The sequence below is a fragment of the Mucilaginibacter sp. GW821-FHT07G05 genome, assembly GCF_059418565.1.
The window spans coordinates 360118-377472 of record NZ_JBWKQC010000002.1; the positions used below are offsets into that span (position 1 = coordinate 360118).

Annotated in this window: 17 protein-coding genes; 7 read left to right on the plus strand and 10 right to left on the minus strand. The window is 44.1% G+C overall.

All coding sequences use genetic code 11. The annotated features are described in order from the left end of the window. Positions 1 to 109 precede the first annotated feature (109 nt). Positions 110 to 2851 carry a hybrid sensor histidine kinase/response regulator gene (locus AC07NA_RS05935; RefSeq protein ID WP_494896499.1) on the plus strand — a complete coding sequence of 914 codons (2742 nt, stop codon included), beginning with the start codon at positions 110 to 112 and terminating at the stop codon, positions 2849 to 2851. Here the strand turns inward: AC07NA_RS05935 and AC07NA_RS05940 are convergent. The 6 genes from AC07NA_RS05940 to AC07NA_RS05965 form a co-directional block, all read right to left on the minus strand. Continuing rightward, positions 2841 to 3647, minus strand: a complete 807-nt coding sequence (locus tag AC07NA_RS05940; protein ID WP_494896501.1) for a glycosyltransferase family 2 protein — start codon at positions 3645 to 3647, stop codon at positions 2841 to 2843. The two genes, AC07NA_RS05935 and AC07NA_RS05940, sit on opposite strands and share 11 nt — an antisense overlap. 102 nt (positions 3648 to 3749) lie before the next feature. After that, entirely contained in the window at positions 3750 to 4199 is a 450-nt protein-coding gene (locus tag AC07NA_RS05945) for a DoxX family protein (RefSeq protein WP_494896502.1), read from the minus strand. 60 nt (positions 4200 to 4259) lie between these two features. Next, positions 4260 to 4826 (minus strand): Crp/Fnr family transcriptional regulator, encoded by a 567-nt coding sequence (locus AC07NA_RS05950; RefSeq protein WP_494896503.1) that lies wholly within the window; start codon positions 4824 to 4826, stop codon positions 4260 to 4262. A gap of 3 nt (positions 4827 to 4829) precedes the next feature. Then, positions 4830 to 5096, minus strand: a complete 267-nt coding sequence (locus AC07NA_RS05955; protein WP_494896504.1) for a UBP-type zinc finger domain-containing protein — start codon at positions 5094 to 5096, stop codon at positions 4830 to 4832. A gap of 10 nt (positions 5097 to 5106) precedes the next feature. After that, the gene (locus tag AC07NA_RS05960; protein ID WP_345210171.1) at positions 5107 to 6765 is read right to left on the minus strand and encodes an FAD-dependent oxidoreductase; all 1659 of its coding nucleotides are present in this window, start codon (positions 6763 to 6765) and stop codon (positions 5107 to 5109) included. A 38-nt stretch (positions 6766 to 6803) separates the two neighbouring features. After that, positions 6804 to 8204, minus strand: a complete 1401-nt coding sequence (locus tag AC07NA_RS05965; protein ID WP_345210170.1) for a sensor histidine kinase — start codon at positions 8202 to 8204, stop codon at positions 6804 to 6806. 249 nt (positions 8205 to 8453) lie between these two features. Between AC07NA_RS05965 and AC07NA_RS05970 the strand changes: the two genes are divergently transcribed. Continuing rightward, complete coding sequence (locus tag AC07NA_RS05970; RefSeq protein ID WP_494896507.1) at positions 8454 to 8654, plus strand: hypothetical protein; 201 nt, start codon at positions 8454 to 8456, stop codon at positions 8652 to 8654. Positions 8655 to 8716: 62 nt separating this feature from the next. On the opposite strand, the gene AC07NA_RS05975 is transcribed toward AC07NA_RS05970, so the two are convergent. Continuing rightward, positions 8717 to 9583, minus strand: coding sequence for a hypothetical protein (locus AC07NA_RS05975; RefSeq protein ID WP_494896509.1), 867 nt, complete (start codon positions 9581 to 9583; stop codon positions 8717 to 8719). 222 nt (positions 9584 to 9805) lie between these two features. Beyond that, entirely contained in the window at positions 9806 to 11260 is a 1455-nt protein-coding gene (locus tag AC07NA_RS05980; RefSeq protein WP_494896511.1) for a PAS domain-containing sensor histidine kinase, read from the minus strand. A gap of 118 nt (positions 11261 to 11378) precedes the next feature. On the opposite strand from AC07NA_RS05980, the gene AC07NA_RS05985 reads away from it, so the two are divergent. Beyond that, positions 11379 to 11717: a TfoX/Sxy family protein gene (locus AC07NA_RS05985; RefSeq protein ID WP_494896513.1), complete on the plus strand. Its 339-nt coding sequence runs from the start codon at positions 11379 to 11381 to the stop codon at positions 11715 to 11717. A 33-nt stretch (positions 11718 to 11750) separates the two neighbouring features. Here the strand turns inward: AC07NA_RS05985 and AC07NA_RS05990 are convergent, their stop codons facing one another. Continuing rightward, positions 11751 to 13319, minus strand: coding sequence for a CotH kinase family protein (locus tag AC07NA_RS05990; RefSeq protein WP_494896515.1), 1569 nt, complete (start codon positions 13317 to 13319; stop codon positions 11751 to 11753). Between the two features lie 177 nt (positions 13320 to 13496). Here AC07NA_RS05990 and AC07NA_RS05995 point away from each other — a divergent pair, with 177 nt between their 5' ends. Both AC07NA_RS05995 and AC07NA_RS06000 read left to right on the plus strand, forming a co-directional pair. Next, entirely contained in the window at positions 13497 to 13979 is a 483-nt protein-coding gene (locus AC07NA_RS05995) for an Lrp/AsnC family transcriptional regulator (protein WP_494896517.1), read from the plus strand. 35 nt (positions 13980 to 14014) lie between these two features. Further along, the gene (locus tag AC07NA_RS06000) at positions 14015 to 14977 is read left to right on the plus strand and encodes an EamA family transporter (RefSeq protein ID WP_494896519.1); all 963 of its coding nucleotides are present in this window, start codon (positions 14015 to 14017) and stop codon (positions 14975 to 14977) included. 3 nt (positions 14978 to 14980) lie between these two features. Here the strand turns inward: AC07NA_RS06000 and AC07NA_RS06005 are convergent, their stop codons facing one another. After that, entirely contained in the window at positions 14981 to 15517 is a 537-nt protein-coding gene (locus AC07NA_RS06005) for a GNAT family N-acetyltransferase (protein WP_494896521.1), read from the minus strand. 53 nt (positions 15518 to 15570) lie between these two features. Between AC07NA_RS06005 and AC07NA_RS06010 the strand changes: the two genes are divergently transcribed. Further along, positions 15571 to 16056 carry a GNAT family N-acetyltransferase gene (locus tag AC07NA_RS06010; RefSeq protein ID WP_494896523.1) on the plus strand — a complete coding sequence of 162 codons (486 nt, stop codon included), beginning with the start codon at positions 15571 to 15573 and terminating at the stop codon, positions 16054 to 16056. Between the two features lie 161 nt (positions 16057 to 16217). Continuing rightward, positions 16218 to 16958 carry an SDR family oxidoreductase gene (locus tag AC07NA_RS06015; protein ID WP_494896525.1) on the plus strand — a complete coding sequence of 247 codons (741 nt, stop codon included), beginning with the start codon at positions 16218 to 16220 and terminating at the stop codon, positions 16956 to 16958. Positions 16959 to 17355 lie beyond the last annotated feature (397 nt).

Genomic DNA, 17355 nt, shown 5'->3' on the forward strand with positions numbered 1-17355 from the left:
AATACAAAATAATTAGTTGAATGAAATGAATACTGTATCGATTAAGGATATTCGTTATTATTATTTCAATTTAAAATTAGAAAGTTTTTTTGAAGAATATACATTATAAATGAATGTTTCGCACTTTATATTTGATAACGAGCAGTTTAACAGGCTCTTTCCATATTTCATCCTTATAAATAAAAATATAAGGATTGATGGGTGCGGAAAATCTGTTGATAATGTAATAACCCACAACCCCGGCGGGCTGTTTTCCAGCTTCTTTATTATAGCAGGCTACAGTACGGTTAATATCCAGCTTTTAACCGAGTTAACCGGGAAATCCATCACCATATCGCCGGTTAATAACCCCAATATACACCTGCGCGGGCAGCTGGAATACCTTGCCGGTACCGAACAATTTTTGTTTGCAGGCAATACCATGGAAGAGGGCGAACCGCATAATTTATCATTAGCCAATAAAAACGATGGCAAGGTAAAAGGCAGCGCCATTTTTTACGAAGATATTTTAAATGAGGTGCCTGCCGATATTGTATTATTCGATACCGAGCACCATTACCTTTTTATAAACCCTACCGCCATTAAAGATCCCGTTTTGAGGGAACTGATGATAGGCAAAAAGGATGAAGACTATTGCCAGTACGCCAACAGGCCGCTAAGTGTAGCCCACGAACGCCGCGCTTACTTTAACGAGGTGCTGCAAAGCAAAAAGATCCGTACCTGGGAAGAAAAAATTATAAGGGCCGATGGCTCCGTGCAGTACAAGCTGCGCAATATGTACCCCGTGCTCGATGAAAATAACGAGGTGAAACTGGTTATTGGTTACGGACTGGATATTACCGACATGAAGCGGGTTGAAGAACAGGTAAAGATCAGCGAGAAGCGTTATCGCGACCTGTACAACTTTAGCCCCGCCTTAATTTATACGCACGATATGGATGGCAAGCTGCTATCCATTAACCCGGCTATAACCAGCACGCTTGGTTATAACGAAGAGGATGTGGTTAATGCCAATATAAAAGACCTGCTGCCCGTATACGACCGTAAAAAGGTGCAGCAAGAGTATATGGATAAGCTGGCCGCCAATGGCAACGGCCGTGGTATTTTAAGGGCCATCCATAAGAACGGGCGCGATGTGGTTTACCTGTTTTACCAAAGCTACGTGGTTGAAGAACCAAACTCGGCACCATACATCATCGGTTTTTCACATGATATTACTGATCGGATAAAAATTGAAAAGGAACTGCGCGTTGCCAAGGTAAGTACCGAAAGCGCGGCCCGTGCCAAAGAGATCTTTTTGGCCAATATGAGCCACGAGATCCGCACGCCGATGAACGGCATACTCGGCCTCAACAACCTGCTCATTAAAACCGAGCTTGACGATCAGCAACGGAGTTATACCCGAATGATTTCCGAGTCGGTAAATAACCTGCTGGTTATTGTGAATGATATATTGGATATTGAAAAGATAGGCTCCGGTAAAATGGAACTGGAGAGCCGTCCGTTCAATATCAGTAATAAAATAAGCCGCACTATGCAGCTGTTCCAGTATAAGTCGAGAGAAAAAGGACTTGACCTGGTATTGAACAACCGCCTGCCCGAAGAGTTTACCGTTATCGGCGATCAGTACCGCTTCGCGCAAATACTATCGAACCTCATTAATAACGCCATTAAGTTTACGCATAAGGGAGGTATCACCATATCGGCCGCGTTATTGTATAATGCCAATAATAAGGTATTGCTGGAGTTTTCGGTGAAAGATACCGGTATTGGTATCAGCGAAGACAGGCTACCGGTAATATTTGAACCCTTTATGCAGGGTTCATCGCATATTACACGCAAGTACGGCGGTACCGGGCTTGGCTTATCGATATGTAAAAGCCTGGTTGAAATGCAGGGCGGGCACCTGAAGGTGAACAGCCAGCTGGGTGAGGGTACCGAATTTATGTTCAGCCTTACCTATAAAAAAGGCTTGGCCTTATCGGATAACCGCCCCGAACAGGTGATTGATATCGACCAGTTGCGCAACAAAAAAATGTTGCTGGCCGAAGATGTGGAACTGAACCAGTTTTTGGCGAAAAACCTGCTCGAATCATGGGGCTGCGAGGTTGATGTAGTGGATAATGGTGCCCAGGCTGTGGAAAAAGTGAAACAAAATAAGTACGACGTTATTTTGATGGATATACAGATGCCCGAAATGGACGGAATTACCGCCACCCGTAAAATAAGAAACCTGCCCGAACACCAGCACAGCAATGTGCCTATAATAGCCGTAACAGCCAATGCTTTAAAAGGCGATAGCCAATATTACATGGATGCCGGTATGAATGATTGCGTTACCAAACCTTACACCGAAGAAAAATTATTTGAAAAAATTGTTGAAGTGTTGAAGAAAGAAGGTGTAAAGCTGCCCGAAGCCAATAATGGCCGAATAGTTGCAGAACCTATAGCCGAGAGCAGCACAATGGAACAGATAACGCCCCCACAAATGGAAGAGAATACCCCTAAACTTTACGACCTTACCATGATTGAAACCATAGGCAAGAACAGTGAAGGTTTTGTGAACAAGATGATTGTGATGTTTGATGACATTACCACGCAGGATTTTGATAAGATGAAAGCCGCCGCCGCTGCCGGATCATGGCAGGAAGTTGGGCAGGTAGCGCACAAGCTGAAATCAACCGTAGGCAATATGGGGGTTGATATTATGAAGGATGCTATAAGAGAACTTGAAATGCGTACCTCTAACGATCCGCAGGCGCTGGTTGTAGAACTGGGCGAAAAACTGGAGCGTGTAAAACAACAGATCAGGGCCGATCACCCGGAGGCCTTTGTTAACCCTACAAATTAAACACGCGCTTAAAGCGTTTCCAGGTACCTTTCCACAGGCCGCCGTCTATTTGAATGCGGCGGTCGGTGGTCCATACTATGGCGTTTGATTTGCCAACGCGGTGCATCTTGCCAAAGCCTTTTTCGGTAAGTTTTAACGCCAAAAAGCCATCTTCGTTAGTGCCCGCAGGGTGGTTAAAGCCATCTACCTGCAAGCCCTGCTCTTTACGGAAACCCGAATTAAAGCCGTACACATTCACCGCTTCGGTTTTAAATTTGGCATTATAAAAGCGGGTAAACTCCGAAAACCACTCGTAAAAGTAATAAGTGAACCTGCCGGTGCTGCCAATAGGAATGAACGAGAATGTACCGTAAGTAATGGCTGCGTTATTATCGGTAGCCAATGGTTTTATCATTTCCTCTATCCAATCCTTCGGGTAAATGGTATCGGCATCGGCATTTAAAATGTATTTTCCTTTAGCTATTGATAAGCCTTTGTTGCGGGTAGGGGTAATGCCCTGTATGGTTTGCTCGGCACAAATAACGCCGCAGGCTTTGATCAGCTCTTCTGTTTTATCTTTCGAGTTGTTGTTCACTACCACAATTTCCACCGCGAACGAGGTATTGTTATGGCATAGTGATGAAAGCGTTTGCACAATATTCTCTTCCTCATTATAAGCGGGCATCACTATAGACACCTCCGGCTCACGGCCTTTAGTAAGTGTTTGATAGGCGCTTGCTATGGCATCAAAATTTGATTGCGTATGGTTTTTATTTAAATACTGTTGGATATATTTTGGAATAAAAATCGGTCTCATGCAAATCAGATAATGAATTAATAGATAAAAAAACGCTGTTATTGCCCTGCAATATATAAAAGAGCAGTAGCTTTTACGTTGGCAGCGTCAAAATAGATACAATTATCTGATAGCCGCTAAATAAATCCACACAACAAAAAATACCTGCAATGGCACCCGGAACCACAAGTAATTGATCCCGCTGCCGGTATAGGTGCCTTTTTGATAATCAACCTTATTAATGGCGGCGTAAATATTGGCCGGTAACATCATAACAAGCAGCACTATAATAGCCCATCCGGCAACCAAATATATCCTTGAAAATAGCAAACCAATAGCCAGTATAATCTCGGCGATGCCGGTGAAGTATACCGTCGCTTTTTTGAATGGTATAAATCGCGGTACCATCATTACCATGCCTTTGGTAAAAGCAAAATGGCCTGATGCCGTGAACAGCAACATTACCGCCATAGCTATGCGCCCGGCCAAAGCGTAAGCACCCGGCTGACCGCAAAACCATAAAACGACTATGCTGATAATAAAAGCGGCTAACAATACAATAAGTGGTTTCATAACGGGATGTTTTAGATAACAAATTTACCCGCCTACCGCCGCCCCTGCAATGAACCTATGTTAACTAATAGCCTTACGGATCCGGCTTAAAGCTTGGGGTGTTATGCCAATGTAAGAGGCAATGTATTTCAGTGGAATTTGTTTGATAAGATGAGGCCTTTCGGTAAATAACTTATTATAACGCTGCGCGGCATGTTCGTTAAGCAGGGAGAGTTCGCGTTTGGCTTTCTTTACAAAAAGGTCTTCGGCGGCGAGGCGGCCAATGGTGTTGCCAGCGTGGGTATTGGCGTAAATATCTTGCAAATCGGTATAGCTTATACGCCAGAGAATGGTATTGGTAAGGGTTTCCGTGGAGTATACCGACGGACTTTGGGTTAGCAACGAATCGTAACAGCTTTCAAATTCGTTCTCGAAACTAAAGCCGAAGGTTACCTCTTTATCAATCCCAGGGATAAAGTAACGTATAATACCTTGCTCAATAAAAGACAGGTATTTTTCGGTTTGTCCGGATTGAAGGATGATCGTTTTTTTAGGGAATACCGCTTTGCTCAATCTTGACGAGAAATAGGCCCAGTCATCGTCCGACTGTACCACAATCCCGTCAAGATATTTGCGGATATATTCCATTGCCTAATACTCGCTGAACGATTCATCAGGATAGCACCACAGCCAGCGTTCGCCCGGTTGTCCCGATGCAATAACAGGGTGATCGGTAGCGTGATAATGGACCGTCATGTGTCGCCTGGGCGAATCATCACAGCAAAGCGTAACGCCGCAGGTTTGGCAGGTACGCAGGTGTACCCAGCTGCCGTTAATCTTAATGCATTCTTCGCAAACCAGTTCGTCGGGTAGTTTTACTTCGGTTATGGCCTGTATGTGTTCGCAAGCTTGTTCCATAGGTGGTATATTATACTTCTGCTAAATATTTATGTACAAAACTAATGGCCATTGAGCCTTCGCCTACGGCAGATGCCACACGGTTCATGGCCCCGGCACGTACATCGCCGGCGGCAAAAATACCGGGGCAACTGGTTTCCAACAGGTAAGGGTCGCGGTTTTGCTTCCATAACTTGTCAAAGTTATCGTGGCGGTTCAAATCGCGGCCGGTTTCAACAAAGCCCTTATCGTCTTTAATAATTTGGTTGCCCAGCCAATCGGTATAAGGTTTTGCACCTATAAATATATACAGGGCATCGGCATCAACTGTTTCGGTTTCTTTGGTTTCAATGTTTTGAATTACCAGTTGCTTCAGCTTATCCTTGCCCTTAGCCTCAATAATTTCGCTTTTACCCATCACGCAAATGCTGGGCACGCCATTGATCTGATCAATAAGGTATGACGACATGGTTGAAGACAGATCTTCCTTCCGCACCAAAATACATACCTTTTTTGCAAATTTAGACAGGTACATAGCCGCCTGACCGGCAGAGTTACCGCCGCCTACTATGTATACGTATTTATCCCTGCATGATGCCGCCTCTGTGCTGGCCGCGCCATAGTAAATGCCCGCGCCGGTAAAATCGTTAATGCCTTTAGTTTCCAGTTTGCGGTAATCAACACCGGTTGTAATAATAATGGCTTTTACATTTATTTCGGTATCGTCAGTTAGTACGATGCTCTTGTAGCCGTCTTTTAGTTTTATCTCCTTTACTGTTTGGGGCGATAAAAATTCAGTACCAAAACGGGTAGCCTGCGTAATTGCCCTGCGGGTAAGATCTGCACCGCTTAAACCGCTTGGGAAACCAAGATAGTTTTCGATACGCGAACTGGTACCAGCCTGCCCGCCCGGTGCATGGCGTTCAATCAATAAGGTTTTTAATCCTTCAGATGCGCCGTATACAGATGCCGCCAATCCGGCCGGACCAGCGCCTACTATGGCTACATCATATACATTGTTCTTCACCTTAGGGTTAAGGCCTATTTTTGATGCCACATCGATAATATCGGGGCATTTTACAATATCGCCTTCCTCAAAAATGATCACCGGGAAATCTTTAGTTTCCAAATGATTGAGCTTGCAAAGTTTGGTGCCTTCTTCGCCGCTTACATCAAGCCATTGGTAAGGCACCAGGTTGCCGGTTAAAAACTCCTTAATATCGTGCGATTTTGGTGAGAATTGGTAGCCAACTACCTTAATGCCCTTAAAGTTAGGCTTATAGCTGCCCTGCCAGTCGTCAAGCAGATCGTCAATTACCGGGTATAGTTTTTCCTCTGGCGGATCCCATGGTTTGGTTAAATAATAATCGAGCTTAACATCGTTGATTGCTTTAATGGCGGCATCGGTATCAGAGTACGCGGTAAGCAATACGCGTTTGGCATCCGGGTAAAATTCAATAGCCTTTACCAGGAAATCCACACCCTGCATTTCGGGCATGCGTTGGTCTGAAATAAAAAGTGCTACCTCTTCGCCTTTGTTTTTTAGCTCAAGCAGACCGCTTAAGGCTTCATTGGCCGATGTGGTACTTAAAATTTTATAATCCTGCCGGTAGTGGCTGCGTAAGTCGCGGTTTATAGCGCGCAACACTTGCGGATCATCGTCAATTAAAAATATAATAGGTTGATTCATGTGTGATTGTAAAGAGTGTTTTTTGGTCAGATGAATGTTTAGTCGTTATCAATAGGGATGCACACCTCAAATTCGGTATTGCCGGGCACCGAATTTACTTTTACCGTGCCGTTGTGCTGGCGTATTATACGCGTTACAACATCGAGGCCCAGGCCGGTGCCTTTGCCCATTTCTTTGGTTGAAAAGAACGGGTCAAAAATACGTGTTTTAATATCATCGGGTATACCCGGACCGTTATCAATTATCCTGATTTTTATAAAATTGCCATCCTTGGCGGTCGAAATTCTTAAAATGCCGCTGCCGTTTGGCTCCATGGCATCAATGGCGTTATCAATAATATTGGTCCATACCTGGTTCAACGCGCCGGGGTATACCTTTGCTTCGGGCAGTTCAAAATCAAACTCCTTTACAAATTCAATATTGGCCTTGCGCAGTTTATACTCCAGCATTTTGAGGGTGTTTTTGATACCCATGTGTATGTTAACGAACTGCTTATCGGTTGATTGATCCATGTGGGTAAAGTTCTTTACCGAACCCACCAGTTCAGAGATCCGCCGCGATGACTCCTGTATGTCGGTCACAATTTTATCGGTAAGCAGGTTATTGTTTATCCAGGCCAGCACAGGGGCAAGGCAGGCTACCGAAACCTGTTCCCTCAAATCGTCAAGATCGGTAAGGGTAAAATCAAAATCGGCAAGCGTGCCCGCTACTTCATAGTCGTTAATATCATGGTCGGCCAGCCAATCGGTAATATCATCCTCACGGGCCGATCGTTCCATCATCGTAATATCTTCACGTTCCGGGCGGCTCAATATCTCGGCAATCTTCAGGTTTACCGGGGCAATTTCGGTAGCGTTCATTTTAATGGCAGCTATCTTTTTAAATACCAAAGGTAGCCTGCGCAACTGTTCTTTTAACGACGACGCGTCGCGGGCAATGGCAGCGGCGGGATTGTTTAGTTCGTGCGCCAAACCTGCGGAAAGCTTACCCAATGCCACCATCTTTTCGTTTTGCTGCATCATGGAAGTGTACTCTCGTACGCGGGTGGTCATTACGTGTACCATGGCTTCGGTAAGTTCGTAATGGAGGGTGGTCATCTCCTTTATCTTTTCGGCTGAGCACTCCAAACAAACTATTGACCGGGTACACTCGCCATAACCGGGTGCTACGGTGCCACGCGAAAACGGCAGGTGACCGGTAATCGCTCCTTCGCCAATATCGGCAACCTCGCGCAGCTTACCGTTTTGCAGTATACAGATCCGGAAACGGCCTTTAATAATTATAAAGGTACGGTTCATGAGGTCGTTGGCGTTGAACAGCCTTTCGCCGGCTTCGTATTCAGCATGAGTACAAGCTTCTAAAAGCCATTGTAGTTGATTATCAGGTATCTGCTTTAGTAACTCAATGTTTTTTAGTTGCTCAATAGTGATCTTTTCCATAGTACGCTTTAGTAGTAGTAAAAGTAAGGCTGTTTTTTTACAATTACAGCATATAAAAATGATATCAGTTCACAGAAAAATAAGGGTGTCGCCTATATGCACGTTTGTAAACTGTGCCAAAATCAGATCGTATTTTATACAATATCACTGTAACATACGCTAAATGTTTGTATCTTATTGTAGTAAGCAGCTTCAATAGTTTTCTTACACTAAAAACAACAAATCCATCTATCACATAAATTTAACAAAATGGCAATCGGAATACCTGAAATACTACTCATAGCAGCAGCAATAGCAATAGCATTAATTATCGGCATTGCCAATTACGGTCGCAATACTGTATTCGGTTATTGGGGCTCTGTTTTACTTGCCTTGTTTACAAGCCCCATCGTAGCGTTTATAATTTTGTACGTGGTAAAAACCCGTACAGCAAAAACGGGTTCCTTTTGAGGGGAACCCGTGACCTGGCCGTGTGGTAATACCGCTTTGGGTGGCCTGTATTTGCGCTGTGCTTATTTTTGCTTAAGCTGATTGGCGCTTATCTTAACATTTTGCTCAATACCGGCAACTACCTGCTGCAGCGATTTTAATAACGCCGCGTTGGCTTTAAGCAAAGTTTTAATACCCGGATCCCATGGTGGTACGCGTTTCAGTACCAGGTGGCCGTTCTCATAGGTGATAATAAACCCGCCGCCATCAACAGCTACGCCGCCTATTATTCTTACAAACTCTTTTGCAAGGTCATCAAGCCTGCCAATGTTGGGTTGCGAGCCATCGTTGGTTTGCTTATAAAAGGCAAAGGCTATACCGCCTTCTTTTATCTGAGTTACATAATCAATATTGGTAGATGCAGGGCCGCCTATCTTTTTCCATTCAAAGAACGGTACACCATCAACACTTGGCAGCGAACGGATGGTTTTAAGGGTAGTTGTTGAAACCACGCCATCATTATTGGCAGCTAAGGTAACCGCGTTGTTTACTACGCCATTCATCAGTACGGTTACAAAATCACTGTCAGAAAACTGGTTGGTATCCACATTAAAGGCATCAATGAGCAAAGCCGGACCGCCGCCTCCACCACCGCCCGGTAGTATATATACGGCAAGGGCGTTAACATCACTGGCGCCTACCGGAACCGAAAAAGCCCCCGGATCGGTATATAAATGGTTACCATCGGCAGCGCCGTTTACTGATAGGAACGCGAACGAATAGTTAAGCCCGTTATGCTCAAGCATAGAAAAACCGATAGCGGTGAACGTGCCGTTGTTTGAAGGGTGACTTTCGGGCGGTGGCGGCGGAATAATATCTACCAGCGTGCCCCCGTGGTGGCGCCGGTGGCCCGACTGCCATATCACGTAACGAATTGAAGCATTTGACATGATAATTGAGGTTACAATAAGTTGGTGCCTACTCTGAAAACACTTTTCGGCTTTCGTGTATAATTGAACTGTTATTTCCCGGTGTATAACGAATCAAAGTTGGAGATATAAGCAAAACATTAACAGCGTGTTATAGCGCAATTAGCACGTGTTTTTAACGCGGCCAAATGCAGGTGTTAATGAAACTTAAGGGTGGGGAATATACTACAACCTAAGGTTGTTTCAGGCAAGAGGGATGCTGAAGTAAAAGGTAGCGCCTTCACATTCTTCGCTCTTTACCCATATTTTACCGTTGTGCAGGTGAATTATCTCGCCGGCAAGGTACAGGCCGATACCAAAGCCGGCCACGGTTTTAATAATATCGTTATCAACCCGGTAAAACTTATCGAAAACCTTGGCCTGGTCTTTAGGTTTTACACCGATGCCCTTGTCGGCCACCGAGATCTGTACATTGTTATCAATTACAATGCAGTTGATATCTATCACGGTTTCGCGGGGTGAGTATTTGATGGCGTTACTCAAAAAGTTATCTATTACCTGGCCAATTTTGTTGCGGTCGGCATATACTATGGCGTTATCCTGCCGGTATATCTCAAAAAAATGGGTATAGGTATAAAAGCGTACATCGGCCACAATTTCATTCAGCAAGTCACACAGGTTAAATTCCTCACGGGATAGGGTGATCTTGCCGCTTTCCAGTTTCGACATATCCAAAAATCCGTGGATCATTTTGGTCATCTTCACTATCTGGCGGTCGGCCTTTACCAGGGCACTGTTCAAAAACTCATCGTTGCCTTTAGGTATTTTGTTGATGAGCAGCTGTATATATGATTTGATGGAGGTAAGCGGCGTTTTCAACTCGTGGCTCACCATGGCAATAAAATCATTCTTGCGCATATCGTTATGCTTGCGCTCGGTAATATCCATTATAATGCCCGAAAAATTGAGCGGTTTGCCATTCTCGTCGGTATATAACTTCCCGGTGGTACGTACCCAGCGTTCGCGTTGTGTTTTGGCATCATGTATGGGGTATTCAAGATCGTAACTGCCGCCTTTTTCAAAAGCGGTTTCAATGGTAGTGGCTACGTAGTCGCGGTATTTCTCGTCGATAAGGCTTAATGAAGTATCCAAACCCATTTCCTCATCGCAATTCAAGCCAAATAGTTCCTTGGTACGGTCGGACGGGAAGGTTTCATGCGTGGTGGCATCAATAGCCCAAGTACCCAATTCGGCCGATTCAATGGCCATGCGTAAACGCTCCTCGGCTTCTTCGCGCTGTTTGCGGGCAACCACCAGTTCGGTAACATCGGTAGCGGTGTTCAGTACACCCCATACATTACCTTCTTTATCTTTTAATGGCTTGTAAGTAAAGTTAAAATAGAAGATCTGTAAACGGCCGTTCACAATAATATCCACACGGTCTTCGGTAGCATGGTAGGCAATGCCGGTGGTGTACACGTCATCCAGTAGTTTATCAAATGGCTGGTCGTTTAGTTCGGGTATAGCATCATGGAAGGTTTTACCTATTACACTTTCATCTTTTCCCCAGGCTTGCTGTATGGCTTTATTGGCTACCTTAATACGCATTTCGCGGCCCGCGAAAAGACCAATCGGCATTGGCGATTCCTCAATAATAGCCCGCAAAGCTTCAATATCGTTCAGGAGAATAGTATCCATAAGTGGTGGCAGATAAACAAATATATAATTTGTACTTATTATTTAATATTGTTCTCTTTTAATGTAAACTTAGTGTTTTACTGTTATTATTACGATATCTTAAAGTAAATGTTTAGCCATGCCAGTAAATGAACAGCTATTGAACCGTGTGCGCGAAGCGCTTGAAGATTTACCAGAAGTAGCAGAGAAAAGAATGTTTGGCGGGATCTGTTTTATGGTGAACGATAAGCTGTGCATTTGCGTACGCAATACCGAAATATTGTGCCGTATAGGGTTGGAAACGTATGAGGACGAGTGCGAAAAGAATGGCGTGGAGCTAATGGTGCTCGGCAAGCGGGTGATGAAGGGCTATGTACTCATCAGTCCCGAAGCTATGCAAGCTGCAAAAGATTTTAATTATTGGATAGATATTTCTCTGGCCTATAATAAAGTAGCAAAAGCATCAAAGCGCAGGTAAATTACCCGCGCTTTAATGCTCTTTTGGTTTTGGTTAGAATTTGCTGATCTCGCCGTCCATCCAAATGACGCGTTCATTCAGCCATTTTTTGAGTTGTTTAACTTCTTCCGGGTAAGTGCCCATCACAAATTGATTTGGCCATACATATTCGTTAAGTATTGGCCATTTAACAAAGTTTTGCCTTTGCGAAAGATTGATCTTGGCCGATGTGGCATCGATATCCGTGAACATCTCTTGTATGGGGCCGTTACGAACAGCGTTCCAGCGGGCTTTAAATTTGGCGCGGAATGCAGGATCCTGAAACAGGCGCGAAAAATACGGACCATCCTTTATCCACCAGCCGGTAGGGTAGCGTGAATCGGTATAATCGTTGTTGCCTGCCGAAAGATCAAAATCCCAAAGCGGACCCATGCCCAGTTTGCCGCCCCTGTCTTTATAGTAAAATATACTGCTGAAATCCCTCGCGTCCACATTGCTGAAAATTTCCTGCACAATAAACCAGTTGATAAATGAGTCGGTATTGATGTATTTGGCGTAACCGGTAGTCGGGTTGGCAAAATCATCACTGTATAAAGCCGTTTCAAAATCATTCATGTATTGCTGAATGTAATCAATCTGTGCCTGTGCACGTGCATCCGGCGATTTAAAGGTAAGCGGTACGTCTTTCTTATTGGTACGGAACCAGTAATCAGCATCAAGCCTGCCATCTTGTTCTAAGAGGTAACCGCCGGTAATTTCTTCGGCCGATGTATTGCCTTTTTTGAGTTCGGTAATTTCAACACGGCCCGGGTTCACTTCAACCTGCTCTGTCATGAGGTAACTGCCCAGGTAAGTACCATTAAGCACTACATCTACATAGCGGGTATCGGGTGTGTAATTTGAACCTAACTTAGCGCCAAGGTCAAATGCTATGCTGGTACGTATCAGTGTTTTGTCGGAGTAATTGGCCAGCAACACCCAGTTTTTGGCGGCAGTAAGGCCCAGCATGCTTGCCTTTTCGGTAAATTTTAAACGGTAAGGTTTTTTGGGATGCCCCCATGTTGAGTTACCACGGCCTTTAATTTGCAGCGGGATCACGGTTTTCTCCTGCACAAAATTAAGATTGGTGTTTACAGACATGGTAGCGTTTACATAGGTATCCTTAGAATCTACCGGCGCGCCGCCTTCGGTTGTAATAGTGAAGATGGGCAAGCCTGCAAAATTCCGCACGGTAAAATTGTAACTGCGGGTTTTGCCTTTTGGTGTGGTAAGGGTATATACCACCGGCTGCGAAAAGTCAATAACGGTTGTGCCGCTTTGTACCAAGGTATCTTTAACGTTTACTTTGGTCGAAGCTGTTTTGATAGTGAAGGTAGCTACCAGTTTTTTGTTCTGTTGCAGGTTAGGCAGCAGGGCGGTTATCTCATTACCGGTAATGGTAGCGAAAACATCACCGCTTATTTTGCCGGGGTTTTTGGCGGCTTCAAACTTAACCTGAACTAAGGCTGCCGAATCGGGGATTTCTACAGGTGGTTTTTCGGGCTCTATAACTTCGGCCTGATGTTCTTTTTTACAGCTCCACAAAAGGGTGGCCACTAAGAGTAGTGTAAAGAATTTGTTCATATAGTGTTAAATAATTGGTGCATAAATATATAGATATAAATCATATTATTATGATAAATGCTTTTAGTAATAGTACTTGTGTCATCTCAGTATAATATTGAAATGATTTAAATAGAATTTTATTCATTTTTAGATTTATAATTTGAATTTAATTCTGTTTTTTGGTTATATTGCAGAATGATTAACGAAAATGAGTTTGTATTAGATAAGATAGACCTGCAAATACTGAATTTGATGCAGGAGAACTCCCGTATATCAAATGCCGATATAGCACGCGAGGTAGGTATGGCACCATCAGGTGTGCTGGAGCGGGTAAAAAAACTGGAACAAAAGAAGGTAATACAGCAATATACTACTCGTATTAATCCGGTGGCGCTACAGCAAAAGTTACTGGCCTTTATCTTCATCAAAGCCAATGTTGGGCCGGGCTGCGATAACCTGGTTACCGATGAAATTGCCAAAATACCCGAAGTGCAGGAAGTGCACCACGTTGCCGGCGACGATTGTTACCTGGTGAAGATACGTACCTATGATTCGGCATCGCTGATGAACATTATGCGAACGCATTTCAGCCAGATCCCTAACATACAAAGTACGCGGACAACTATAGTGCTCGAAACCGTGAAGGAGCAGCAGCAACTGGTTATCCCTGTAAAATAAATACCGTATTTAAATCACTACTAACCCAACCAATCATGACTACTCAAAATACAAAAGCTTCCACATTATTGGTGATCATCGCTTTCGCGCTGGTTTACGTTGTATGGGGATCAACCTATTTCTTTATACAAATAGCCGTAAAAGGGATCCCTCCGTTTATGATGGGCGCTATGCGCTTCCTCGCATCGGGTTTATTACTATTTACATGGTGCCTGTTTACCGGTAAAAAGCTATGGATAGCCAAAAACAACATCCACTCGGCCATAAGCGGCGCATTGATGCTGTTTGGCGGAACGGGCTGTTTGATATGGGCCGAACGTACTGTGCCCAGCGCGGTTACAGCCATACTGGTATCGGCCGCGCCCATCTGGTTTATACTGATGGATGTTTCGCACTGGAAGGTGAACTTTAAAAACACTTATACCATTGTGGGGCTCATTATAGGTTTCGCGGGTATTATGCTACTATTTGGCGAGCAGTTGAGTAAATCATTCGGGGTTAATTCAAAAACGCATATTTCAGATATGGTCATCCTCGTGATCGGCTCTATCTCATGGTCGGCAGGTTCGTTGTATTCAAAATATAAAGCCAGCGATGGCGAGGCCAGTGTAAATACTACCTGGCAAATGATAGCTGCGGGTGTGGCCTTTGTTCCGTTCAGCCTGTTACATGGCGAGTTTACGGGTATCGATTTTGCCGCCATCCCGGCAAGCGCATGGTGGGCGGTGGCTTACCTGGTAATATTCGGTTCTATAGTGGCCTTTAGCGCTTATGTATGGTTGCTGTCGGTACGGTCGGCTACGCAGGTGAGTACTTATGCTTATGTTAACCCGGTCATAGCGGTTATACTGGGCGTTGTATTCGCGCACGAAAATATAAGCCTGCTGCAAATATTAGGGCTGGTAGTAATTTTGGGCAGCGTATTGCTTATTAACTTTACCAAGTACTTTAAAACAAAAACTGAACAGGTTTCGCAACCCGAAATAGCAGAGGCGTAAGATTCAGCCGCAACAGCGCAAATTAAAGAGGGTAAATACATACAGGCTGATGTATTTGCCATCTTTCAGTTGGCAGTCGGGCAGGGTGAGGGCAGGGGTGAAACCCAGTTTTAGCAAAGCATTCTGACTGGCTTCGTTCTCGCTTTCGGTTATGGCTTCGATATGCAGGAGGTTCAGCTGCTCAAAACCATAACGGATAATATGGGGTATCACTTCCTGTATAATGCCTTTTTTCCAATACTGGGGCAGCAGCCAAAAGCCAAGCTCTGCGTTGTTCTTATAGTGATCTATCTCCTTAAAGCCGCAGCCGCCAATAATTTCGTCACTATCCTTAAACCTGATGGCCCACCAAAGACTGGTACCGGGCTCCATCAGCTTATTAAACCAATGCCGCCTGAACTCAATTTTATGGAAGGTTTTGGGCGAAACTGAAAAATACTTAATAACCTGATCGTTATCGATCCCGGTGATAACCTCTTTCTCGTCTTTAGCATTCAGCACATTTAGTCGGCACCTGTCAGTAAGTATTTCTTCAAACATAGGCTTATATTTATCAAAAAATAGAGTAGTAATTGTAGGAAAATATTTTTAATATGGAAAAACCGGGGCAGCCCGACATCCTGCTAAAACCCCTTATCGAAGCCGATTCGGAGGCGTTTTATGATCTGTACGCCCTGCCTCAATTGCAGCAAAGTTTTGGCAGCAGTCCGTTTTTGCCTGGTGAAACCGCCATAGATTTTACCCGCCGAATTATTGCTTCGTGCTTTTATATCCGGACAATTAGGGCTTCTGAAGCGCCAGAACGCATTATTGGCGACTGCGCGCTGCATCATTACAACCCCGCAGAAGGCTCTGTAGAAATTGGCGGCGCGCTTCATCCTGATTACTGGGGGCGGTCAGTGATGCAAAAAGCGTTCATTTTAACCATTTCATTTGCGGGCCAAATTCCGGGCTGCCGTATGGTGCGCGGCATCACCCGTAAAAATAACCCGCAAGCTATCCGCCTTTGCGAAAAGCTGGGCTTTGTAAAACAAGCGTCAGTTAAAGATGAGGTTGTGATGATAAAATTCCTGCCCTGATAATATCTAAAATATATACCAAGTGGTATATTTGCTTCGTCAATATCCGATAGGATGAAAACAAATTTCGATATCATTACATCGGGTAATTTTTAAATTAATAATATACCAATTGGTATATTATTAATTTAAAATATCACAATAACTAAAAAAAGAAGAAAATGAAAACTACAAACAACACCGTATTAATAACCGGCGGAAGCGCAGGTATCGGGTTTGAAATTGCTAAACAATTTGATGCGCTGGGCAACCACGTAATTATTACAGGCCGTAACGAGGAGAGGCTGAAGAAAGCCGCCGCTCAACTTAAAAACGTAACCGCCATTGTATCCGACGTTAGCAACCCTGCTGAAGTAAAACAACTGGCAGATAAAATAAACGCCGATTTTCCTCAACTCAACATAGTGATCAACAACGCGGGCGCGGCATCATACTATAAATTGGATGACAACAGCGGCGCTTTTGAAAAAGCAGCCGAAGAAATAACCACCAACTACTTGGCTATCATTAATCTGAACGAGCAACTGTTACCGTTGTTAAAAACACAGGCAGAAGCCGCTATTGTAAACGTTTCGTCTATAGTAGCTTTTGTACCGGGTATTAACATACCAACTTACTCGGCAAGTAAAGCGGCATTGCATTCTTATACCAGGGCTTTGCGCCATACCCTTCAGGATACCTCTATAAAGGTTTACGAACTGATGCCTCCTTTAGTAAACACTGACTTTTCACAAGAAATAGGCGGCGAAAATGGTATCCCTCCATCAGTAGTAGCAACCGACCTGCTGAATGCTATCGACAACGACACCTTTGAAATCCACGTAGGCGGAACAGCCGATATATACAAACTGTACCTATCATCACCTGAACAAGCATTGGCTGCTTTAAACGGCGGCCGCTAATTAAACAGGTCAAAAAGGTGTGTCATTGCGAGAATTTTAATTTTTTGTAGATTTAAAGGTAAAAGACGATGGCACACCACCACACTCCACTGTCATGCTGAGGAACGAAGCATCTATCGCAGATAAGCATAGCGAAGAAGATTCTTCACTGCGTTCAGAATGACAGTTTTTTTAAAGCAAGTCATGCATGGATACGAAGCAATCCCGTAGGTGTTGAGGGATAATGTGTGAACGATGGGGTTGCTTCAATACCATTCTCGCAAAAGGAACTTGTTAACATATCAATAAAAGAGCAGGCCTCACAAAGCCTGCTTTTTTATTGCTGTTGATTTTTTAACACAGCTTTTACGCTCCCGTTATAGCTATATACCATTTATGTAGTACATTGCAGCTTGTA